Annotated in this window: 15 protein-coding genes; 14 read left to right on the forward strand and 1 reads right to left on the reverse strand. The window is 57.8% G+C overall.

The window, feature by feature from the left end:
* The first annotated feature begins 1 nt into the window (after window position 1).
* From ACE41H_RS05005 to ACE41H_RS05020, 4 genes are all read left to right on the forward strand, one after another.
* Window positions 2-682, forward strand: a complete 681-nt coding sequence (locus ACE41H_RS05005; RefSeq protein WP_375353716.1) for a site-2 protease family protein — start codon at window positions 2-4, stop codon at window positions 680-682.
* 158 nt (window positions 683-840) lie between these two features.
* Window positions 841-1,608, forward strand: coding sequence for a 16S rRNA (uracil(1498)-N(3))-methyltransferase (locus ACE41H_RS05010; RefSeq protein ID WP_375353718.1), 768 nt, complete (start codon window positions 841-843; stop codon window positions 1,606-1,608).
* 1 nt (window position 1,609) lies between these two features.
* Window positions 1,610-2,953, forward strand: coding sequence for a tRNA (N(6)-L-threonylcarbamoyladenosine(37)-C(2))-methylthiotransferase MtaB (mtaB, locus tag ACE41H_RS05015; protein WP_375353719.1), 1,344 nt, complete (start codon window positions 1,610-1,612; stop codon window positions 2,951-2,953).
* Window positions 2,954-3,061: 108 nt separating this feature from the next.
* Window positions 3,062-3,502, forward strand: coding sequence for an NUDIX hydrolase (locus ACE41H_RS05020; RefSeq protein ID WP_375354026.1), 441 nt, complete (start codon window positions 3,062-3,064; stop codon window positions 3,500-3,502).
* Here ACE41H_RS05020 and ACE41H_RS05025 read toward each other — a convergent pair.
* A complete protein-coding gene (locus tag ACE41H_RS05025) occupies window positions 3,489-4,484 on the reverse strand; it encodes a Na/Pi cotransporter family protein (RefSeq protein ID WP_375353720.1) in 996 nt (331 codons plus the stop codon). The two genes, ACE41H_RS05020 and ACE41H_RS05025, sit on opposite strands and share 14 nt — an antisense overlap.
* A gap of 158 nt (window positions 4,485-4,642) precedes the next feature.
* Here ACE41H_RS05025 and ACE41H_RS05030 point away from each other — a divergent pair, with 158 nt between their 5' ends.
* The 10 genes from ACE41H_RS05030 (at window position 4,643) to ACE41H_RS05075 (ending at window position 22,112) form a co-directional block, all read left to right on the forward strand.
* Window positions 4,643-6,016 carry a class I SAM-dependent rRNA methyltransferase gene (locus ACE41H_RS05030; RefSeq protein WP_375353721.1) on the forward strand — a complete coding sequence of 458 codons (1,374 nt, stop codon included), beginning with the start codon at window positions 4,643-4,645 and terminating at the stop codon, window positions 6,014-6,016.
* A gap of 200 nt (window positions 6,017-6,216) precedes the next feature.
* Window positions 6,217-9,723, forward strand: coding sequence for a helicase-exonuclease AddAB subunit AddB (addB, locus tag ACE41H_RS05035; RefSeq protein ID WP_375353722.1), 3,507 nt, complete (start codon window positions 6,217-6,219; stop codon window positions 9,721-9,723).
* Between the two features lie 2 nt (window positions 9,724-9,725).
* Window positions 9,726-13,730, forward strand: a complete 4,005-nt coding sequence (addA, locus tag ACE41H_RS05040; RefSeq protein WP_375353723.1) for a helicase-exonuclease AddAB subunit AddA — start codon at window positions 9,726-9,728, stop codon at window positions 13,728-13,730.
* Between the two features lie 118 nt (window positions 13,731-13,848).
* Window positions 13,849-15,033, forward strand: a complete 1,185-nt coding sequence (locus ACE41H_RS05045; protein WP_375353724.1) for an exonuclease SbcCD subunit D — start codon at window positions 13,849-13,851, stop codon at window positions 15,031-15,033.
* Window positions 15,030-18,452, forward strand: coding sequence for an AAA family ATPase (locus ACE41H_RS05050; protein WP_375353725.1), 3,423 nt, complete (start codon window positions 15,030-15,032; stop codon window positions 18,450-18,452). Before ACE41H_RS05045 ends, ACE41H_RS05050 begins: the two co-directional genes overlap by 4 nt.
* A gap of 291 nt (window positions 18,453-18,743) precedes the next feature.
* A complete protein-coding gene (locus ACE41H_RS25280; RefSeq protein ID WP_445974741.1) occupies window positions 18,744-19,361 on the forward strand; it encodes a hypothetical protein in 618 nt (205 codons plus the stop codon).
* A 116-nt stretch (window positions 19,362-19,477) separates the two neighbouring features.
* Complete coding sequence (locus ACE41H_RS05060; RefSeq protein WP_375353726.1) at window positions 19,478-19,843, forward strand: histidine triad nucleotide-binding protein; 366 nt, start codon at window positions 19,478-19,480, stop codon at window positions 19,841-19,843.
* 109 nt (window positions 19,844-19,952) lie between these two features.
* Window positions 19,953-20,126: a 30S ribosomal protein S21 gene (gene rpsU / locus ACE41H_RS05065; protein ID WP_005547957.1), complete on the forward strand. Its 174-nt coding sequence runs from the start codon at window positions 19,953-19,955 to the stop codon at window positions 20,124-20,126.
* A gap of 16 nt (window positions 20,127-20,142) precedes the next feature.
* Window positions 20,143-20,586, forward strand: coding sequence for a GatB/YqeY domain-containing protein (locus tag ACE41H_RS05070; protein ID WP_375353727.1), 444 nt, complete (start codon window positions 20,143-20,145; stop codon window positions 20,584-20,586).
* A gap of 164 nt (window positions 20,587-20,750) precedes the next feature.
* The gene (locus tag ACE41H_RS05075; RefSeq protein ID WP_375353729.1) at window positions 20,751-22,112 is read left to right on the forward strand and encodes an NfeD family protein; all 1,362 of its coding nucleotides are present in this window, start codon (window positions 20,751-20,753) and stop codon (window positions 22,110-22,112) included.
* Window positions 22,113-22,272: the final 160 nt, after the last annotated feature.

Here is a 22,272-nt window from a genome sequence, read left to right on the forward strand (position 1 = left end):
GATGGACTTTCTGAACAGTTTTTTCCGCTTTCGTCTTGAGGAGCTGCCGTTCGTTCTGCTGACTCTGATAATCGCGTTTACCGTGCATGAATTTGCGCACGCCTATTTTGCCAACAAATTCGGCGATCCCACGGCCAAGCTGCTCGGACGGGTGACGCTCAATCCGGCGGTTCATCTGGACGTGCTCGGCACACTGCTGCTCATCATTGCAGGCTTCGGCTGGGCGAAGCCGGTGCCGGTGAACCGTGACAATTTCAGCCGCCCCCGTCTGATGGGCATTGTCGTATCCGCCGCCGGTCCGTTAAGCAATCTGCTGCTTGCTTTTCTGTCGACCCTCATTTATTTTGCGGTTGTGCATTGGGGCATGTCCGGCCTGGATTCCAACCCGCGCGTATTTGATGCGGTCCGGATCTTTTTCAACTACATGATCTCCCTGAACTTGCTTTTATTTTTGTTCAATCTTATCCCGCTTCCTCCGCTGGACGGATACAGAATTTTGGAGGACATCGCTCCGACACCATTACGGCGCAAGCTGCAGCAGTTCGAGCAGTGGTCCATTTTTATATTCCTGCTGATCCTTGTGCTGCCGCCGGTGCAGGCGGTGACCATCACACCGCTGTATGGGCTGGTAAATTCCATTGCACAAGGGTTCGCGAGCTTTGCAATGTTAATTTTTCAATAATCGGGAGCCTGGGGGCTCCTTTTTTGTTGGGCTTGACCAGCTTTGTGGCATGATAAGGTATGGCCTTTCATCCGTAAAAGATGTAAGATATAATTTTGGATACGGGTTTTGGATACGTGTTACAAGAAAGCAAAGCAATTCAGGGAGGAACCGGAGCGATGCAGCGCTATTTTATTCCGCCTGAGCAGTTTCAGGAGACAAGCGTCATCATTACAGGCGAAGACGCCCGCCATATCGGCAAGGTGATGCGCGGACGTCCCGGCGACAAGGTCATCGTCAGCGACGGCTTTGCGCGCGAAGCGCTCGCGGAAATTGAACACATAGAACAGGACCGTGTCACCGCGGCGATTATTGAGATGCTTGAAATGACTTCGGAGCCGCGCGTTAAGGTCACCATTGCACAGAGTCTGCCCAAGGGTGACAAGATGGAAACGGTGATCCAGAAATGTACGGAGATCGGGGCACATGCTATTGTTCCTTTCCTGTCCGCCCGTACGGTGGTGCAGTATGATGCCAAAAAGGAAGGCAAAAGGCTCGACCGCTGGCGCAAAATCGCCAAGGAGGCCGCCGAGCAAAGCCACCGCAACCGCATCCCCGACATCGCCGCCCCTCTTTCCTGGAAAGAGCTGCTGGCGTCTTTTGCGGGGTATGATCTGGTATGCTATTGTTATGAAAAAGAGCATGGACGCCAGCTGCGCGACGTGATCGCTCCTTTTATGGAACAGAGCAGGCAGCATGGGGAACAGCCCCGGATTCTGCTTGTTGTTGGACCGGAGGGAGGCTTTACCGAGGAGGAGAGTCTGGCTGCCGAGAATGTGGGAGCCCGTTCTACCGGTCTGGGACGGCGTATTTTGCGCGCCGAGACGGCAGGTATGGCGGCGCTGACATGTATACTATATGAATCAGGAGAAATGGGAGGGAATTGACATGCCGTCCGTGGCATTTTATACGCTTGGCTGCAAAGTCAACTTTTATGATACAGAAGCGATCTGGCAGCATTTCAAAAAAGAGGGCTACGAGCAGGTTGACTTTGAAGAGCAGACAGCCGATGTTTACTTGATTAATACCTGCACCGTAACGAATACGGGAGACAAGAAGAGCCGCCAAATTATCCGGCGTGCGATCCGCCGCAATCCGGATGCGGTGATCGCCGTAACCGGCTGTTATGCGCAGACCTCACCTGCCGAGATTATGGACATCCCCGGCGTGGACCTGGTCATCGGCACACAGGACCGTGATAAAATTTTGCCATATGTACAACAGATTCAGGAGTCCCGCCAGCCGATCAACGCAGTGCGCAACATTATGAAAACACGCGTGTTTGAAGAGATGGACGTTCCCGATTTTGCGGACCGTACCCGCGCTTTTCTGAAAATTCAGGACGGCTGCAACAATTTCTGCACCTTCTGCATTATTCCATGGTCGCGCGGGCTGTCCCGCAGCCGTGAACCGCAAAGCATCATCAAGCAGGCGCGCCAGCTTGTGCAGGCAGGCTACAAGGAAATCGTGCTGACAGGCATTCATACCGGCGGCTACGGCGACGATATGGAGAATTACGGCTTGTCTGATCTGCTGTGGGATCTTGAAAAGGTGGACGGGCTGGAGCGCATCCGCATCAGCTCCATCGAAGCGAGCCAGATTGACGAGAAAATGCTGGATGTGCTGAACCGCTCCGGCAAGCTTGTACGCCATTTTCACATCCCGCTGCAGGCCGGGGACGATACCGTGCTGAAACGGATGCGCCGCAAATATACAACCGAAGAGTTTTATAACAAAATGCTGATGATCCGCAAGGCGATGCCGGATGTGGCGATAACGACGGACGTCATCGTCGGCTTTCCGGGCGAAACGGACGAAATGTTCCGCAACGGCTATGAGCTGATGAAGAAAATCGGTTTCTCGGAAATGCATGTCTTCCCTTATTCCAAACGCAGCGGCACACCGGCAGCCCGGATGGAGGATCAGGTGGACGAGGAAGTGAAAAATGCGCGTGTGCACGAGCTGATCGACCTTTCCGAGCAGATGCAGCTTGCCTATGCGCAGAAGTTCGTAGGCCAGGTGCTTGAAGTGATTCCGGAGGGACAGCCTAAGGGCTCCGAAGGAAAAGGTCTGCTGCACGGCTACAGCGACAACTATATCCAGATGGTGTTCGAAGGCTCCCCGGATATGAACGGCAAGGTCGTCCGCGTCAAAATGACCGCAGCGGGCGTCAACGAAAGCAGAGGTCAGCTCGTCCGTGTCATGGAGGCAGGTCTGCCAACCGCGCTGTAAGAACCGGTCATCAGGCATTCTGAATTACAGAAGAGACTGCAAGGATTTCGTCTTTCCGTCTTCCGGAGGATGAAATCCTTGTTCTACAAAGAGAAAGGGGAACTAGAGATGGCCGCCAGAAAAGAGATATCCGCAGGAGGCGTTGTATACCGCCGCCACGAGGATGGAGCGCTCGAAATCCAGCTTATTACAGACCGATACGGCAAAATATCGCTGGCTAAAGGCAAGATGGAGCCGGGCGAGACGGTCGAGCAGACCGCGCTGCGCGAGATTTTGGAGGAAACCGGAATTACGGGCCGCATTGCGGATAAAGTCGATATCATTGCTTATACCTACCCGCATGCGGAATACGGCGAAGTGGACAAAGAGGTCCATTATTATCTGGTTGAAGCCGTGGACGGTACACTGAAGGCCCAGGAGGAAGAAATCAAGGGCGTTGAGTGGTACGAGCCGCAGGCTGCCTGGCGCAGACAGAGAGAGGGCGGCTACGACAACAATGACGCCATTCTGCGCAAGGGGCTTGCCCTGCTCAACATCAGCGTGCAGTAGGCGGCACAGTCGGCAGGGAGCCCATTCGCTCCCAGAACGGCAAATAGCATAAAGGCAGAACGGCAAGGGAGCAGATCACATTGAACAAGGTTTGCGCATGGGCGATCTGTGCTCCCGCGCCGGAGGACATCCAGGCGGCCGCCTGTGCCAACTGGTCGATAAAAGGCATGAACAGGAGCGCGCCGGCAATGTTGAGCCCGGTGTGAGACCAGGCTACAAAGTGACCCGCACGACTTCCGCCAAGGGCGGCGATCAGAGCGGTGACACAGGTGCCGACATTGGAGCCGATCACGATGCCGATGCCGACCTCCACCGGGAGCGCACCTGCCGCCGCCAGGCTGATGGCGGTGCCGATGACGGCGGCGCTGCTGTGGATGATGGCCGTCAGGCAGGCGCCAGCGGTGAAGGCCCACCACATGCTGTCCCCGGAGCGTTCAAGGAACCAGCGGAACATGCCGGCATCGCTGACCCAGGGGCCGATGGCCTGCATGACCCGGATGCCGCCGAGCAGCAGGGCGAAGCCGGCGCAGGCAAGGCTGGCATATTGAAAGGCAAGCAGCTTAGACGGCGGTTTGGTACGGAAAGGGGCTTCCCGCTCCACGATGATGACGGACACGGCCCAGGCCAGCAGCGAAATTATAAGCAGGGGCATGGCCCATCGACCAAGCTGCAGGCTGAGCAGCTCGGTCGTGACGACAGTGCCGATGTTCGTGCCCAGGATAATGCCGAGCGTGCGTCCGTAGGTGAGCAGTCCGGCGTTGACAAGCCCGATGGTCAACACGGTGACGGCCGTGCTGCTTTGCAGCAGAGCGGTAAGGCCTGAGCTGAAGAGAAGCCCTTTCAAGGGAGAAGCTGTGGCGCGGTTCAGCCAGCTGGACAGCAGCGGCCCGCCCAATTGCCGGAGCGCGGCTTCCATCAGCTTCATTCCCCCAAGGAAAACGAGCAGACCGCCTGACAGAGGAAGTATAATATGAAAGAACACGGAGAAATCTCCTTTCCGATCCAATTCGTTGTTCTGATTGAAAAAAACGGCTATATCACGTATATGCGGCAGTGTGGACAACCATGACAGGTTAAATGAGTGAACATACCGGAAAGCGGCACAGGCGCCGCTTTCTGCAAATAGAGGAGTGTAATGCAATGGCATCAGTTATATTGGAGCGCGGCCGCAGGAAAAGGCTGGAGCAGGGGCATCCCTGGATTTTCAAAAATGAAATTGCATCCGTGGAAGGCGAGCCGTCTCCTGGAGAAGTGGTTGCAGTGCTGAATCACCAGGGACGTTTCCTGGCGTCCGGCTATTATAATCCCGCTTCACAAATTACCGTACGGGTGGTGTCCTATCAGCCGCTGGAGCGGATGGACAAGGCGTTTTTCGCGGATCGGTTCCGCGAATGCCTGAAGCACCGCCAGCGCTTTATTCCAGAGGGGGATGCTTACAGGCTGGTGTACGGGGAGGCGGATTTTCTGCCAGGTCTGATCGTGGACCGTTTTAAGGATGTGCTGGTGGTTCAACTGCTTACGCTGGGCATGGACTGCTGCCGGGAGGAGATCACCGAAGCGCTTGTCGAGGTGTTCGGGCCTGCCGGGATCTATGAACGCAGCGATGTGTCCATACGTGAGCTTGAAGGGCTGGAGCAGCGCAAAGGCCCGCTTTACGGTGAATGCCCGCGCCATGTAACCGTGACGGAGAACGGGCTGCTCATCAAGGTGGATATCGTGGAAGGGCAGAAGACAGGCTACTTCTTTGACCAGCGCGAGAACAGAGCTGCCATCGCTCCGCTCATGAAGGGATGGGGGGCAAGAAGCGGCATTACGCTGCAGATGGTCGAGGCCGACGGACAACAGGTGCAAAGACCTGTCAATAAAAGCGGCAAAGTCGTTGAATTCCCGTACTGGGACGGAGCGACAGTGCTGGAATGCTTCTCCCATACGGGAAGCTTCACCTTGAATGCCTGCAAATTCGGAGCCAAAAAGGTCACCTGCCTCGATATTTCAGAGCATGCCATTGAGAGTGCGCGGGAAAACGTGCGGTTGAACGGCTTTGAGGACCGGGTCGAATTTGTGGTCGAAGACGCGTTCAAGTACCTGCGGGAGCAGGTCAAGGGGACGGAGGAGCGTTACTTACGCGCGGAGGCGGGGCAGAAGAAGGTCGATACCTCCAAGCCGATTGTGGGCGGAGGCCGGACCTTTGACGTTGTTATTCTGGACCCGCCGGCGTTTGCGAAAACGAAAAGCGCCGTCAAGGGCGCGAGCCGAGGATATAAGGACATCAATCTGCACGGCATGAAGCTTGTCAATGAAGGCGGTTTTCTCGTCACTGCAAGCTGCTCCTACCATATGCGCCCGGACCTTTTTCTGGATACGATTCAGGAGGCGGCGGCGGACGCCGGCAAGATTCTGCGGCTTGTAGAATGGCGTACTGCAGGCAAAGACCATCCGCAAATTTTGGGGGTAGAGGAAGGCCATTACTTGAAATTTGCCGTCTTTGAGGTGCGGAGCCGCGCCCGGATGTAGTCATCAAGCACCCTTTGAAAGGCAGGCTACCGTCTGTTTACTCAAGGGGTTTTTTGCCTTGTTTTTTATCCAAACATACGTTCCTTTGGAAGCAGTTGTGCTATACTTATAGTTATTTAAACGAACTGCCGCATGCTGTTATGCGTCAAGCCTTACATCACCAGGCAGCATGCTGAAATAGAGTTGGAGGGTGAATGCTGATGTCACTCCGTTTTTTGATCGGCCGCTCGGGCAGCGGCAAAACGACACGGATTCGCGAGGAAATCATTGGGGAGCTAAAGGAACAGCCGCAGGGCAAGCCGCTTATCCTGCTTGTCCCGGAACAGGCAACCTTCCATACGGAGCATGATCTGCTGTCGTCGCGTGAGATCAAGGGAAGCGTGCGCGCCCAGGTGCTGGGCTTCCGCCGGCTCGCCTACAGAGTCATGCAGGAGACAGGAGGTGTAGCGCGAACCCCCGTGACGGAAGAAGGCAAAAAAATGCTGCTTTATAAAATCGTGCGCCGCAGGAAGGACGAACTGCAGGTGTTCCGTGATTCGGGCGACCAGCTCGGCTTTGTTGACCGTCTGAACGCCTTGTTTACTGAATTTAAAAGGTACGGGGAGAATCCTGCTTCCCTGCCGGAGCAGCTGGGGCGGATACAGGGAGAGTCAGGTTCACCGATCCTGGGCAGCAAGATTCAGGATATATTGACCCTCTACCGGGACTTCGAGCAGGAGCTGGCCCCCTTGTATCTGGATGGCGAGGATACGATGATGCGTCTGGCCGCACAGATTCCGCACTCTTCCTGGCTGGACGGTGCCAACGTCTGGCTGGACGGTTATCGTGGATTTACGCCGCAGGAATATAAAGTGATCGAGCAGCTGCTGCTGTCTTCCGTTTCCCTGACGGTGTCCCTGACGCTGGACCGGGCATATGCGCCTGACCGTCTGCCGCATGAGCTGGACCTGTTTCATCCGACGGCGTCGGTATATGTGAAGCTGCAGGGCATGGCACGGGAGCGGGGCATAGACGTCCGTGTTGAAGCGCTGCAGCCTCAGACTTTGCCGCGCTTCGCCTCCAGTCCCGAACTGGCTCATCTGGAAGCCGGATTTGACCGGCGCACAGTCTGGGCATCCACTGAGCCCCCGGCCGGCATCGAGCTGTATGCCGCCGCCGACCGCCGCGCCGAGCTGGGAGGGGCGATCCGCGAAATGAGGCGGCTGGCGCGCGAGGAAGGGATACGCTACCGCGACATGGCCGTGTTCGTCCGCAATCCTGCCGATTATGAGCATCTGCTGGAGCCACTTTTCGCAAAATATGAGGTTCCGCTCTTCATTGACCAGAAACGGGATATTTTGCATCATCCACTGGTTGAATTTGTGCGTGCTTCTCTCGATATCGTACGCAGACGCTGGCGCTATGAGGACGTGTTCAGGGCGGTAAAGACCGACCTGCTGCTCCCGCCGGACGGGAGTGTGACCCGTGACTTCATGGACGAACTGGAGAATTATGTGCTGGCCTGCGGTATTCAGGGCAGCCGTTGGACGGACGGCACTCCCTGGCAGGCCGTGCCAAACCTGTCGCTTGAAATGGATGAAACCGAGCGGGTTCAAGCCCGCGATGAAACGCTGGAACGGATGGAGCGGTGCCGGGCTGCTGTAGTTGTGCCGCTGCACGCTTTCGAAAAAAGGATGTCCAGGGCCAAAACCGCCAGAGAGCAATGTGAGGCGGTGTACCGCCTGCTGGAGGACGCGGATATAGGCAGCAAGCTGGACCGGATGATTAGTTATGCGCAAGAGCAGGGTGAACCGGAGCGTGCGCGGGAGCACAGCCAGATCTGGGACGCCGTGCTCGAGCTGCTGGATCAGATCCATGAGATGGTGGGCGAGGAGAAGCTGCCGTTCGAGCTGTTCGCAGGCATGCTGGAAACGGGGCTGGCCGAATACCGCTTGGCTCTTATTCCGCCCGCGCTGGATCAGGTGCTGGCAGGAAGCCCTGACCGTACCCGGGTCAGCGGCATTCAGTATGCTTTTCTGCTAGGCGTGAACGAAGGCGTCATGCCCGCCGTGCCGCAGGAGGAGGGCGTGCTCAGCGAGGAGGAGCGAAGCAGGTTGTCCGAGCAGGGAATCGCGCTTGCTCCGGATGTGACGCGCATGCTGCTGGATGAGCGTTTTCTCGCCTATACGGCGATGACCACGGCGGGACGCAAGCTGTGGGTCAGCTACCCGGTCGCCGATGAAGAGGGCAGGACACTGTTGCCGTCGGAATACATCAGATATTTGCGTCTGATGTTCAGAGGGCTGAAGGAAAAGCCGCTGCTGAGCCAGCCGCTGCCGGGAGCGGACTGGATGGCTCAGGCAGAATATGCGCAGCATGCACCTGAGGCGCTGTCCCAGTTGATCGTGCAGCTGCGGCAGTGGTTGCGCGGCGCGGACATAGCTGAACTGTGGTGGGAGGTCTACAACTGGTATGCAGGTGGCAGCGGAGAGAACCGTGTGAAGCTGGAAATCCTGCTGACCTCCCTGTTCTATGAAAACCGGGCTCAGCCGCTGCGGCAGGAGACGAGCCGGGTTCTGTACGGCAAGCGGTTGCGGACTAGCGTATCGCGGATGGAGCGTTTTGTGGCCTGTCCATTTTCGCATTTCGCGTCCCACGGGCTGAAGCTGAAGGAACGGCAGGTCTATAAGCTGAAGGCGCCGGACATCGGTCAGCTGTTTCACGCGGCCCTGGGGAATATGGCGGCTCGCCTGAAAGCAGACAACCGCAGCTGGGGCAGTCTCAGTTCGGAGGAATGCCGGCGTGAAGCGGAGGCGACGGTTGACCAGCTGGCACCGCGGCTGCAGGGCAAAATTTTGCTGAGCTCGAAGCGTTACGGTTATATTTTCCGCAAACTGAAGGATGTCGTCAGCCGGGCTTCCCTCATTCTGGGCGAGCATGCCCGCAGGGGAAGCTTTGAACCGCTCGGCCTCGAGCTGGATTTCGGTCCGGGCAAGGAGCTGCCTCCGCTGACGTTTGAACTGGAGAACGGCGTGGTTATGGAAGTGATCGGCCGCATTGACCGGGTCGATGTGGCGGAAGGTGAAGAGGGCCTGCTGCTGCGGGTCATTGACTATAAATCAAGCCATAAAGATCTAAAGCTGCACGAGGTCTATTATGGTCTTGCCCTGCAGATGCTGACTTATCTGGACGTGTTGTTGGAAGGAGCGGAGGAATGGCTGGGTGAACCCGCCTACCCGGCAGGTACCCTGTATTTCCACGTTCATAATCCGCTGCTGCAATCCGCCAACGGCATGAGCGCCGGGCAGGCCGGGCAGGAGCTGCTGAAACGGTTCAAGATGAAGGGCCTGCTGCTGGCCGACCGTGACGTCATATCCAAAATGGATGCGGAGCTGGACAAAGGCCATTCGGCCATTTTGCCCGTGGCGGTCAAGGCGGATGGCGGCTTTTACAGCAGCGCGGCGGTGGCGAGTCCGGAGCAGTGGAAATCGCTGCTGTCCGCCGTGCGCAGCAATATCCGGAATATCGGAACACGGATGACGGAAGGTGAGGTTGATATCGTTCCCTACCGTATCCAGCAGGAGACCGCCTGCGATTTTTGCTCCTACAGATCTGTATGCCAGTTCGACGATAGCCTGGAAGGGAGCAGGTACAAGCATTTGGCGAAGCCGGGAAAAGAACAGCTGTGGGACATGCTGAACAACAATCATGAAGGAGGGAGGACGTAGTGATGCACATACCAAAGCCGGAAGGCAGCTTCTGGAGCGACGAGCAGTGGCAGGCCATCGTGCAGTCCGGTGACGACATGCTGGTGGCTGCTGCGGCAGGCTCAGGCAAAACTGCGGTGCTGGTCGAACGGATTATCCGCAAAATCGCCGATCCCGAACTTGGCTTCAGTGTAGACCGGCTGCTGGTGGCAACCTTTACGAAGGCCGCCGCCTCCGAAATGCGCCACAGAATCCGCGAGGCGCTGGAACGCGCGCTGGAGGACAATCCAGGAAGCGACCATCTGCTGCGTCAGCTGTCGCTGCTCGGAAGGGCGTCCATCACGACGCTTCATTCGTTCTGCATGGAGGTCATCCGGCGCCACTATCAGTCCATTCCGCTCGATCCCGGCTTCCGGATCATGAATGAGCATGAAACGGAGCTGATGCGGCAGGAGCTGCTGGAAGAGCTGTTCGAGGAGAAATACGGCGCACACCCTGATGGCAGCGTATTCCGCATGATGGTGGACTGGTTCAGCGGAGAGCGGACCGATGACGCGGTGTACGGGCTGGTGCAGCGGTTGTATGATTTCTCCCGGAGCCACCCCTGGCCGGAGCATTGGCTGCGGGAGACGGCGGCTGCCTTCCGTGTAGGCAGTGTGGCCGATCTGGGGACGACTTCCTGGGCTTCCAGCATTACCACCGATGCGCGGCTTGAGCTGCGCGGCGTGCACAGTCTGCTGGAGCAGGCACACAGCCTGGCTATGCAGCCGGGAGGGCCTGCGCCTTATGCGCTCACACTTGCGGAGGAAATGCAAATGGTAGCGGAGCTTCAGCAGGCGCTCCAGCTTGAGCCTTGGGAACGGTTGTATGAACGGTTTCAAACCGCAGCCTTCGGCAAACTGAAGCCTGTCAAAAAGGATCAGACTGATCCGGAGCTGCAGGAACGCGTCAAATCGCTGCGGGACCGGGCCAAAAAAGCTCTGACCGACCTGAAATCATCCCTTTTCGGACGGCCGCCGGAGCAGTTTCTGGCCGAACTGAACGAGGCTGCCCCGCTGATGGAGGAGCTTGCGGAAACCGTCATTGCGTTCGGGGAGAGGTTCCGCAGGGAAAAGCAAGGAAAGGGTCTCGTCGATTTCGGAGATCTGGAGCATTATTGCCTGCACATCTTGCGGCATCCGGATTCAACGCCGGAAGAGCTGCTGCCTTCGGATGCGGCACTGGAGTATCAGGCCCGGTTCGACGAGGTGCTGCTGGATGAATACCAGGACACGAACACGGTCCAGGAGGACATCGTACGCCTGCTGGCACGCTCGCAGCCCGGGAACCGCTTTATGGTGGGGGACGTCAAGCAGAGTATTTACCGTTTCAGACTGGCTGAGCCTGGCCTGTTCCTGGATAAGTACCGCCGTTTCGGCGAGCAGGCCGAACCTGGATTGCTGATTGATCTGGCTCGCAATTTCCGCAGCCGCCGCGAGGTGGTGGATGCGGTCAATCTGCTGTTCCGTCAGATCATGAGCGCCGATGTGGCCGAGATTGATTACGATGAGCGGGCCGAGCTGGTGCACGGAGCGGACTTTCCGGAGACTTCTGCAGACAGTGTCAGCCCTTATCAGCCAGAGCTGATTCTGATTGATAAAGGAGCAGCGGGTTCATCTGTTCAGACGGATGAAATTGATGAGGAGACAGCCACCCCGGAAGAAGAGCTGGCCGAACTGGAAACGGCGCAGCTGGAGGCACGGCTGATCGCAAGCCGCATCAGGGAATTTGTCGGGGATACCGGAACGGCTTTGCAAGTGTATGACAAGGGGCTCAAAACGATGCGGCCTGCCGGCTACGGCGATATCGTCATTCTGCTGCGCTCGGCGGCGGTATGGGCTCCGCTGCTGGTGGAGGAGCTGCGGCTGGCCGGTATTCCGGCAGCAGGGGAGCAGACGAAGGGTTTCTTCAAGGCGACCGAGGTGGAGGTGATGCTGTCCCTGCTGCATGTTATCGATAACCCGCGGCAGGACATCCCGCTTGCGTCTGTACTTCGTTCGCCCATCGTCGGCCTGACGGAGGACGAACTGGCGCGGATCAGGGTGAAGCGCCCTAACGGCTCATTTTATGACGCGGTTATGGCGGCTGCGGACGGGAATGCCAAAGCGATGGCGGCGGCCACCGTGGAAGCGGCGGCTGCCGGAGAAGGCAGGCGCGAGGCAGCGGAGAGCCACGGGGCGGCTGAATCTGTGACGGAGGCGGCACAGGAACAGGGGAGCGACCCTGCCGAAACAAGAATGCTAGTGCTTCTGCAACGCTTCCTGAACCGGCTTGAAGTCTGGAGGCAGGAAGCGGTTCAGGGCAGTCTCAGCAGCCTGATCTGGCGGGTATATGAAGACACTGGCTATCTGGATTGGAACGGAGGTCTGCCTGGAGGTGTGCAACGCCAGAACAACCTGAAGGCACTGTATGATCGTGCGCTTCAATACGAAAAGACGACAGCAAACCGGGGACTGTTCCGTTTCCTGACGTTCATCTCCAGGCTGCGCGAAAACGGCAGGGATTTGGGGCCATCGGGTGTCTCCACGGAGCCGGAACAAGCCGTGCGCATCATGACCATTCACAAAAGCAAGGGGCTGGAGTTCCCGGTCGTCTTCATCGCAGGGGCGGCCAAAATGTTCAACAGGCAGGACCTGAACATGCCCTTCCTCATGCATAAAGAGCTTGGCTTTGGCCCCAGATTCGTTGACAGCGGCAACAGGGTTAGCTATCCAACCCTGCCGAATCTGGCCATCCGCAGACGCTCGCAGCTTGAATTACTCGCAGAGGAGATGCGCGTACTGTACGTTGCCCTCACCCGTCCGCGCGAGAAGATGATCATCACGGCCACCGTGCGGAATGCTGCTGCGCAGGCGGCTTCCTGGGCCGGCATCAAGGACCGCCCGGAGGAGGTGCTGCCCGATTATCTGCTTGCTGCGGGCAGGAGCTATCTCGACTGGATCGGCCCGGCGCTGCTGCGTCATCCGTCGGCCACCGTTCTTCGTGAGGCGGCGGGTCTGCCAGAGGAGGAGTATCAGCCTCTGAATGCGAGAGATGGACATTGGATCGTATCCTTGCACTCCAAGGCTGCGGCGGCTGCGGAAACGGAGCCGGGCCTCGGCCAGGAAGCAGAGCTTATGCCGGACAGAAACCAGCGCATTGAAGCGCTCAGACAGGCGGAGCCGATACAGACTGGGGCGGCGAATCAGGCCGGGGAGTTGGCAAAGGCCCTGTCCTGGACCTACCCGCATGCGCTTGCGGGCAGGACGGCCGCCAATACATCGGCAACGGAGCTAAAGCAGGGTTCGACTGGCGAGGAACATCCGGCGGCGGAGTGGATGAATGTCCTGAGCGCGGTAAGCGGAGAAACGTCCATAGCGCAGCCTGCATTCGAAAGATTGCGGCTGCGCCGTCCGAAATTTATGGAGGACAAGGGGCTAAGTCCGAGCGAGCGGGGTACGGTGTACCATATGCTGATGCTCCATCTGCCCCTTAAGGGCAGTGCCGATGCCGCTGTCATCGAGCAAACGAAGGAGCATCTTGTTCAATCTGAAATCTTGCTGCGCCAGCATGCCGACATGATTGATACAGGCGAGATTGAGCGCTTCTTTGCCACCGGACTCGGACAGCGGCTGCTCCGGTCCCCCGCCGTGCAGCGGGAGCTGCCGTTCAGCTACGGTCTTCCTGCCTCGCAGCTCGCAAGCAGGAAGGCGCTGGACATCCGGCAGGCGGGGATCGTCATGGACAATGACATGTTTCCGGCAGAGCTGGAGGAAGATACGGTGCTGGTCAAGGGAATTGTCGATTGTCTATTCGAAGACGAAAAGGGTCTTGTGCTGCTGGATTACAAAACAGACCGGATCTCGGAGTACCGGAATACGGCAGCCCTGGCCGAGACATACCGTTTTCAACTGGAGCTGTACTCGCGGGTGATGGAGGATATCCTTGGACGGAAAATTGGGGAAAGGTGGCTTTATTTCTTCGATTCGGGAGAAAGCGTGCAGGTGTAGATGAGGATGATCTATAGCAGAATTCAGGGCTTCGTCCGCCCTTAACGGGACGCAAAGCTTATGCTTCCGAAGTAGTTTTGTACGAAGAGATATCAAGGAAGTAACAGGAGGAAGAGAGATGAGGATTCTTCATACGGGCGACTGGCATCTGGGCAGGACGCTTGAAGGCCGCAGCAGGTTGAAGGAACAGGAAGCCTTTCTTGAGGAGCTCGTGCGCATGGCGGAGGAACAGCAGGCGGATCTGATTCTGATGGCAGGCGACGTCTATGATACGGTCAATCCGCCCGCGGCGGCGGAGCAGCTGTTTTATGAGGCCGCTGCGCGGCTGGCGGAAGGAGGCAGGCAGTTCGTTGCGATTGCAGGCAACCACGACCAGCCGGAACGGGTGTCTTCCGTCACCCCTCTCGTTCGCCAGCAAGGCATCAGGCTGCTGGGGCTGCCCAGTCCGGAGGCAGTGTGTATCACTGCGCCAAGAACAGGAGAAACGGCGGTGATCGCCGCTCTTCCCTACCCCTCGGAGGCGCGTCTTAATGAACTGCTCAGCGAGGACGGGGACGAAAGCGTGCTGCGGGAGGCGTACAGCCGCCGCGTGGCCAGGCTGATGACACAGCTGGCCGCTTCCTTTCGTCCGGATACGGTCAATCTGGCGATGAGCCATATCTATGTGCTCGGGGGACTGGAAACCGACTCCGAGCGGCCCATTCAGGTAGGTGGAGCCTACACGGTCGATCCGTCGGCGCTTGTTGTCGGGGCTCAATATACCGCCCTGGGACATCTGCATCGGCCCCAGTATGTGAAAGGGGAAGGGATTTTGCGCTACAGTGGTTCGCCGCTGGCCTACAGCTTCTCCGAAGCGGGACAGGCCAAGTCCGTGACGCTCGTTGAAGCGGTACCCGGACAGCCTGCACGCATTGAGGAACTGCATCTCAGCAGCGGACGCCCGCTGGTGCGCTGGCGTGCGAGAGGAGGGCTTGAGGAGGTGTACCGCTGGCTGGATGATGGGCTGGATGCGGACGCGTTCATAGACCTGGAAGTTTCGCTGACCGAAGCTATGTCGATCGGAGAAATTCAGCGGCTGCGCAAAAGCCGTGACGGGCTTGTACATATCAGGCCAGTGTATCCTGAAATGGCCGCCGCCGAGTTGGAGCAGCAGCGCTCCGAAATACCGCTGCACGAGCTGTTCCGCTCCTTTTACCAGCGCCAGACCGGCGGGGCCGAGCCGGACGACGGGCTTGTGCAGCTGTTCCTGGAGCTTGTGGAGGAAGATGGGGAGATTGACGGAACGGAGGAGCATGTGTCATGAAACCGATATTGCTGAAGGTAGCGGGGCTGCAAAGCTACAGGGAGCAGCAGGAAATCCGCTTCGAGGAGCTGACCGAAACGGGGCTGTTCGGCATTTTCGGGCCGACCGGGAGTGGGAAATCGACGCTGCTGGACGCCATTACGCTAGCGCTTTACGGCAAGGTGGAGCGTGCCGCAGGTGGAACGCAGGGCATTATGAATCATGCGGAGGACATGTTGTCTGTCGCTTTCACGTTTGAACTGATGTCGGCGCAAGGTCCCAAACGGTACCGCGTGGAACGCAGATTCAAGCGGACTTCGGGCGTGTCGGTCAGCAATTCGCTCAGCCGCTTTGTGGTAATTACGGATGAAGGCGAGCAGGTGATGGCGGACAAGCTGGCTGAGGTGACGCGCTGTGTTGAAGACGTCATCGGCCTGAAAATGGATGATTTCACGAGGGCCGTGGTGCTGCCCCAGGGGAAATTCGCCGAATTTCTTTCCCTGAAGGGAAGCGAGCGAAGGCAAATGCTGCAGCGGCTGTTCCATCTGGAGAAGTATGGCGACCAACTGGCGCAGAAGCTGAGCCGGAGAGTCAAGGACACAGATTCGTCTTTGAAATCGTTGGAGGCGGAGCAGCAGGGGTTGGGAGATGCCAGTGCAGACGCGCTGAAAGAGGCGGAGTTGCGCTTGCGGCTGGCAGTGGAATATGCGCAGTCCTCTCGCACTCAGCTTGAAGCGGTATCGCGTGAGGCGGAAGCCATGTCGAAAATCCGCGACCTCGAAATGGAGCGGCAGGGCAGAACGGAGGAGCTGCGGCAGCTGGCGGTCCGTGAGAGTGAGATGGCTGCACTAGAGCGGAAGCTGAAGCAGGCCGCTGCTGCCTGGGCACTGCTGCCGGTGCTGGAGGATTGGAAGCAGGCCTCCACAGAAGCGACAGCGCGCGAATCTGCGGCAGCCACCGCTGCCGGACTGGCCCGCGAGGCGGAAGAGAAGGCGGAGCAGGCCGTACTGGCGGACGAGCATGCAGGCCGGGAGCTGACCGCCGAGGAGCCGCGCCTGCTGCTGCGGATCGACCAGCTTGAACAGGCGCTGGAGCTGCAAAAGGAGACGGACGCGCTTCAGATGACGCGTGATCAGCTTGCCGCCCTTCTTGCCGGGGCCGAGACGGACCGCAAGCGCCATGAGCAGGAGCTGCATAAGGAGCGGGAGCTGCACAGCCGTGGGCTGAACCGGCAGAAAGAGCTGCAGGAGCAGCTTAAACAGTCCGAGGTGAAGACCGAGGAGCGGCGTCTGCTGCAGGAAGCAATGCAGCGGCTGCAGCAGTTGAAGGCGGCGGCGGAGCAACTGCGGGAGGCCGAAGAAGAAGTCGCTGCCCAGGAGCTGCGCATGCGCGGGGCGGCGGAGGAGCTGTCGCGGACGGACACGGAAGCCCGGCAGACGGAATCTGCCCGTGCCGGTGTGTATCAGGCGGCGATGCAGCAGGCTGGCGAGCTAGTGCGCCTGGAGGCGGACTGCGCCCGCGAGCTGATGGCGCTTGCGGCGGCGGAGGAGACGCTGCGCAGCGATATCCGCGCTGGCGAGCTGCGCCGGCTGGCGCAGAATCTGGCAGCGGAGCTGCATGACGGCGAGCCCTGCCCGGTCTGCGGCTCGCTGCATCATCCGGCGCCGGCGGCAGTGGTCGCGGACGGCGGCGACCATTCCGCCGCCGACGGCCTGCAGCGGCTGCGCGCCAGCCTGCAGGAGCTGCGCCTGGAGCTGCGCCAGCAGCTGCATGAGCGGAGCAGCCTCGTGGCGCAGCTGCAGCCTGCCGGCGGCGAAGCCGCGCTGCCGCAGGCCGAGAGCGCCGCAGGCGCGGAGGCGGCCGTGCAGGAGCCGCTGGCCGCTCCGCACGCGCCGCACGACCTCGCGGCCTGGGCCGCCCGCTGCGGCGCGCTCGAACGCGCCGCGGCGAAGCTGGCTGCGGCCGCCGGGCCGCTGCGCGAGCAGGCCACCGCCCTGCGGGAGGCGGAGGCCGCGCTGCAGCAGCGGCGCATCCGTGCGGCGGCGGAGCACGAAGCCGCCGCTACAGCGCTTGCGCAGACGCAGCGCAAGCGCAAAAGCACCGCTGCGCGCACGCAGGAGCTGCGCAGCGGCTGGGAACGTGAGCTGCCCGGCGTGGAGCCGGACAGCGCGGAGGAGCGGTATCGCGCCATGCAGGAGCGCGATATGCAGGCCGACGAGATTCGGTCCAAGCTGGAGACAAGCGTGACCTTCCTGGAAGAGAAGGTGCGCAGCGTACAGCTCATCGAGCAAGCCGTCGTTGAGGCGGACAAGCTCATCATCGCGCGCCAGGCCGAGCTGCAGGGCAAGGATGTGCTGCTGCGCGAGAAGACGGATCGCCTGCACGCCTGGATCGGCGGAGGCAGCGCACTGCAGTTGCTGAGCGAAGCGAGAAGCAGGCTGTCGCAGCTGAAGTCGCAGGCCGACGCCTGCAGCCGTCTGCGCAAGGAAGCCGAGGAGCGCAAGCATGAAACCGCCAAAGCGGCCGTCATGGCCCTTCAGGCTGCGGATTCCGCAGCGGAGCGCAAGACTGCCGCCGCAGCGCGCTGGCACTCCCAGCTTGACGCCTCGCCGTTTGCCGATGAAGCTGTGGTGCTGGAGAGCAGCATCCCGCCCGAGCAGGCGGCCCGGCTGGAAGCGGAAGTGAACAGCCACCGCGAACGGGAGAAGGAGGTTGCGGCTCATTTGCGCCACCTGGAGGAGCGGCTTGCGGGAACAAGCTGGTCTGTTGAGGAGTGGAACGACTGCCTGATCCGGCTGCGGGAAAGCCGTGAGCAGGATGAGGAGGCACTCAGGAATAAGGCCAAGGCGGAGCGGGACATGGAGGATTTACAGCAGCGCCATGTCCGCTGGATGGAGCTTGAGCAGCGGCGCGGACATCTGCAGCATGAAGCGGAGAAGCTGTCGAAGCTGCAGTCCAGTTTGCGGGGCAACGCCTTTGTCGAGTATGTGGCGGAGGAGCAGCTCATTCAGGTTAGCCAGGCGGCTTCACGCAGGCTGCGCTTCCTGACAAAGCAGCGCTATGCCCTCGAAGTGGACTCCGGCGGTGGTTTTATCATCAGCGACGATGCCAATGGAGGCATCAAGCGGCCAGTATCCACCTTGTCCGGCGGCGAAACCTTCCTAACCTCCTTATCGCTGGCCCTGGCCCTGTCTGCACAGATTCAGCTGCGCGGCCAATTTCCGCTCCAGTTCTTTTTTCTGGATGAAGGTTTCGGCACGCTGGACCCCGAGCTGCTGGATACGGTTATTACCTCCCTGGAAAAGCTTCATCATGATCAGCTGTCGGTCGGTGTCATCAGCCATGTGCCGGAGCTGCGGGCAAGATTGCCGCGCAAGCTGATCATACTGCCGGCCGAGCAGGCGGGAGGCGGCTCACGGGTCGTGCTCGAAACGCTGTGACGGGAGAGATGAAGCAGCGGAGCAGGTGATCGATATCACAGATACAGTTTCATAACGCTGTTATAATACAGCCAAGCCGACATATTATTGATCGTCATCCCTGCTGCGGCAGCGGGCCGGGAGTCATGCCCCGCGCCGCTGCCGCGTGCGGAGCTCGGGCAGAGCGACACGGGGATGGCCTTTTTTTGTTTTCCGGAAGACTGCAGAGGATAGTGGCAAAACGCCCAGATCTGAATAGGATATTGCAGAGTGGGATGTGAACTTTCCTGCAAGCTTAAGGAGGTACGGAATATGGAAAATATGGAAAATATCGCTGTGAACGAAAAGGAAAAGAGTGAAACAAAGGAGATCTGCATGAAGCATAAGCACCGTTATGTGTGCGTATGGGTGAAGGACGGAGCGATGTATGACGGAATAGTGGAGAATGTGGACGACGAAAATATTTATATGGCGGTTCCGGTCGGCGAAGCGAATAACAATATGCCGAATACTGCTAATGTGCAGTATCAATCCAACATGCCGTATCAAGCTAATGCGCCGTATCAATCCAACATGCCGTATCAAGCCAGTGCGCCGTATCAATCCAACATGCCGTATCAAGCCAATGCGCCGTATCAATCCAACATGCCATATCAAGCCAATATGCCGTATCAATCCAACATGCCGTATCAATCCAACATGCCTGCGAATGTTCAGCCGGAGTCTAATCAGCCTTACGATGACTGCGGATGCGGGGGGATGCGTACTCGCGCCTTTGGCTATCCTTTCTCGGGCTACCCCGGCGCGGTTCCGGGATACGGATACGGCTATGGCTATCCTGCGTATCCTTTCTACGGCAGACGCCGTTTCAACAGGCTCATCCTGCCGCTTGCCGCATTGACGGCCATCGGCCTGCTTCCTTATTATTGAGCTTTTACCTTATTAGCAGCCCGTACCCCGGCAAGGGGCGGGCCTGCTGTCATTTTGTCCTTTTTTTCGGTATGATTGAGTTCATAGTGGCCCATTCAAAAAGGAGGAATTACATAATGGATTGTCTGTTTTGCAAAATTGTGGGAGGTTCCATACCGTCAAACAAGTTGCTGGAGACGGAGGATATGCTCGTATTTCATGATATTCAGCCTGCGGCGCCGGTTCATGTGCTGATTATTCCGAAAAAGCATATCGCTTCCATGAACGATGTGACGGAAGAGGATCTTCCACTGATCGCTGAAATCCATCGTATTGCACAAGAAGCGGCGCAGCAGCTCGGCGTGTCCGAGTCGGGCTACCGTCTTATCAATAACTGCGGCCCGGACAGCGGTCAGGCGGTTCACCACTTGCATTATCATCTGCTGGGCGGCGCCAAGCTGGGCGCTTTGACAGGGATTTCTGATTCCCACGCAGCAGAGTAAGCCCCTTTTCTTTTCACAGGTTGACACCTGCTTTGGCTTTCACCTATAATGAAAGTTGATGAACCGTGTTATTGCTCTTGGACGGTCTGGTCGGAGGGAGGGAAAACTGGTGTCTGAAACTAAAGTTCGCAAAAACGAGACAATTGATGCTGCACTTCGTCGCTTTAAGCGTTCCATCGCTAAGGATGGCGTATTGGCTGAGGTGAAGAAACGCAAGCATTATGAAAAGCCAAGCGTAAAGCGCAAGAAAAAGTCCGAGGCTGCTCGTAAGAGAAAGTTCTAGGAGGATCTGAGCTATCATGAATTTGAGCGAACGATTGAACGAAGATATGAAGCAGGCGATGAAGAGTAAGGACAAGTTCAAACTCTCTACTATTCGAATGGTTCGTTCTACGATAAAAAACCTTGAAATAGAGTTGAAACGGGATTTGGATGACAACGAATTGCTTGATATTCTGAGTCGTGAGATCAAACAACGCAAGGATGCCCTCCAGGAATTTGAAAAAGCAGGCCGCGATGAACTTGCGGAAAGCAACAAAGCGGAAATTGAGATTCTCAGTCAGTACCTTCCCGTACAGCTTACCGAAGAAGAAATTAAAGTTATTGTACAGCAGACCATCCAGGAAACCGGTGCTTCTTCGAAAGCCGATATGGGAAAAGTGATGGCGGCCCTGATGCCCAAGGTAAAGGGCCGTGCGGACGGAAAACTCGTGAACCAAGCGGTTCAGCAATTTCTGCAATAAACAAAAAGAGCGGACACTCTCTGTTTAACAGGGAGTGTTTTTTCTTTTTGTTCAGACCTTTTAATCCCTGCTACTGTCAGGTTTTGAAACCTGTGTAAGGTTTATGACGTATGTAAAGTTGAATTCTGGTAAGATGTACATAATAGCCGGAAGGGGGGAGATCGATGGGTGTAAAAAAAACGGCGCCAGGCTTGAAGGTTATGCTTGCTTTCCTGCTGTTTGCCCTGGTCCTGCTGCCTGCGGGAGGAATCCGGGCGGTGGCGGCAGCCACAGGGGAAGGGATCGGGCCCGTATTCGTGATTCCGGTCGACCAGGAAATTGAGCGCGGCTTGCAGAATATTCTGGAACGGGGCTTCAAAGAAGCTGAGCAATCGAAGGCTGGCCTCATTATTCTGGAAATCAACACACCAGGGGGACGGGTGGATACGGCGGAGAAAATCGGAGAGTTGATTAAAAGCAGCGGCATTCCTACAGTAGCTTACATAAACGGAAATGCTGCGTCTGCAGGAGCGTATATTGCATTGAATGCCGACAAAATTGCCATGGCGCCAGGCAGTATGATCGGAGCGGCGGCGCTCGTGGACAGATTGGGCACGCCGGTGGAGGATCCGAAAAGCGTGGCTGCCTGGAAAAGCATTATGGCTTCAGCCGCCCAGGCAGGCGGAAGAAATACCTCCATTGCCGAGGGTATGGTGGATGTCAATTTGCAAGTGAACATGCCGGAAATCGGCAAGGCCAAGGAAAAAGGTCAGATTATTTCGCTTACGAGCGAAGAGGCGCTTAAAACGGGGTATGCCGACCGGATTGCTTCATCTCCGGAAGAGGTCGCGGACTGGATGGGATTCGCCGATCATGACATGTTCCAGGTCGACAAATCGCTGGCTGAACAGTTTGCCGAATTTTTAACTCATCCTTGGGTGCAGGTGCTGCTGCTGTTTGTCGGTATTGCAGGCATCGTGATTGAATTGCTGGTGCCGGGCTTCGGTGTGCCGGGCCTTCTGGGAATACTGGCATTTGGACTGTATTTTTTCGGAAATTATGTGGCAGGCTTTGCCGGATACGAGACATGGGTGCTGTTTGTTATCGGGCTGGTGCTGCTTGCGCTGGAGCTGTTTGTACCGAGCTTTGGCATTCTCGGGCTGCTCGGCTCAGTGAGCCTTGTTGCCGGGGTAGTCCGGGCCGCTTATGATACGGCGCATGCGCTGCTGTCGCTTGGCATTGCTTTTGCGGCTGCCGCCATCGTGGTCGCGATTGTCGCCGTTGCGTTCAAGGACCGCGGCATCTGGAACAAGTTTATTTTGAACGAGAGTCTGACGGAAGACAAAGGTTATTCTTCGGTGACGAACAAGGAGCGGCTGCTGGGCATGCAGGGCACCAGTCTCACACCGCTTCGCCCGGCCGGTACAGCGCTGATTGAAGGCGAAAGGATTGATGTTGTAACAGAGGGCGGATTTATAGAGAGCAACAAGCCTGTCAGTGTAATCAAGGTTGAAGGCGGACGTGTTGTAGTGAAAGAGCTTACTTAAAGTGCGAGTTCAAAAAGTCAGGTTTTCAGCACCGAAGCTTATGCTTCCGAAGCATCCGCTTAGGCCCGGCTGAATTCAAGACTTGATGTCGAGTCCGCTTCCTGAGTTCCTTCGTGATCAAAAGATGACTTTTTGAACTACCTCTTAAAGATACACCTAA

It is taken from the genome of Paenibacillus enshidis, assembly GCF_042136365.1.
GTDB classification, from domain to species: domain Bacteria; phylum Bacillota; class Bacilli; order Paenibacillales; family Paenibacillaceae; genus Paenibacillus; species Paenibacillus enshidis.

Coding starts and splice junctions, on each gene's coding strand:
- addA (WP_375353723.1), top strand. CDS start 9,726: ATGCACATACCAAAGCCGGAAGGCAGCTTCTGGAGCGACGAGCAGTGG.
- ACE41H_RS05005 (WP_375353716.1), top strand. CDS start 2: ATGGACTTTCTGAACAGTTTTTTCCGCTTTCGTCTTGAGGAGCTGCCG.
- ACE41H_RS05050 (WP_375353725.1), top strand. CDS start 15,030: ATGAAACCGATATTGCTGAAGGTAGCGGGGCTGCAAAGCTACAGGGAG.
- ACE41H_RS25280 (WP_445974741.1), top strand. CDS start 18,744: ATGGAAAATATGGAAAATATCGCTGTGAACGAAAAGGAAAAGAGTGAA.
- ACE41H_RS05020 (WP_375354026.1), top strand. CDS start 3,062: ATGGCCGCCAGAAAAGAGATATCCGCAGGAGGCGTTGTATACCGCCGC.
- ACE41H_RS05075 (WP_375353729.1), top strand. CDS start 20,751: ATGGGTGTAAAAAAAACGGCGCCAGGCTTGAAGGTTATGCTTGCTTTC.
- mtaB (WP_375353719.1), top strand. CDS start 1,610: ATGCCGTCCGTGGCATTTTATACGCTTGGCTGCAAAGTCAACTTTTAT.
- ACE41H_RS05010 (WP_375353718.1), top strand. CDS start 841: ATGCAGCGCTATTTTATTCCGCCTGAGCAGTTTCAGGAGACAAGCGTC.
- addB (WP_375353722.1), top strand. CDS start 6,217: ATGTCACTCCGTTTTTTGATCGGCCGCTCGGGCAGCGGCAAAACGACA.
- ACE41H_RS05060 (WP_375353726.1), top strand. CDS start 19,478: ATGGATTGTCTGTTTTGCAAAATTGTGGGAGGTTCCATACCGTCAAAC.
- ACE41H_RS05030 (WP_375353721.1), top strand. CDS start 4,643: ATGGCATCAGTTATATTGGAGCGCGGCCGCAGGAAAAGGCTGGAGCAG.
- ACE41H_RS05045 (WP_375353724.1), top strand. CDS start 13,849: ATGAGGATTCTTCATACGGGCGACTGGCATCTGGGCAGGACGCTTGAA.
- ACE41H_RS05070 (WP_375353727.1), top strand. CDS start 20,143: ATGAATTTGAGCGAACGATTGAACGAAGATATGAAGCAGGCGATGAAG.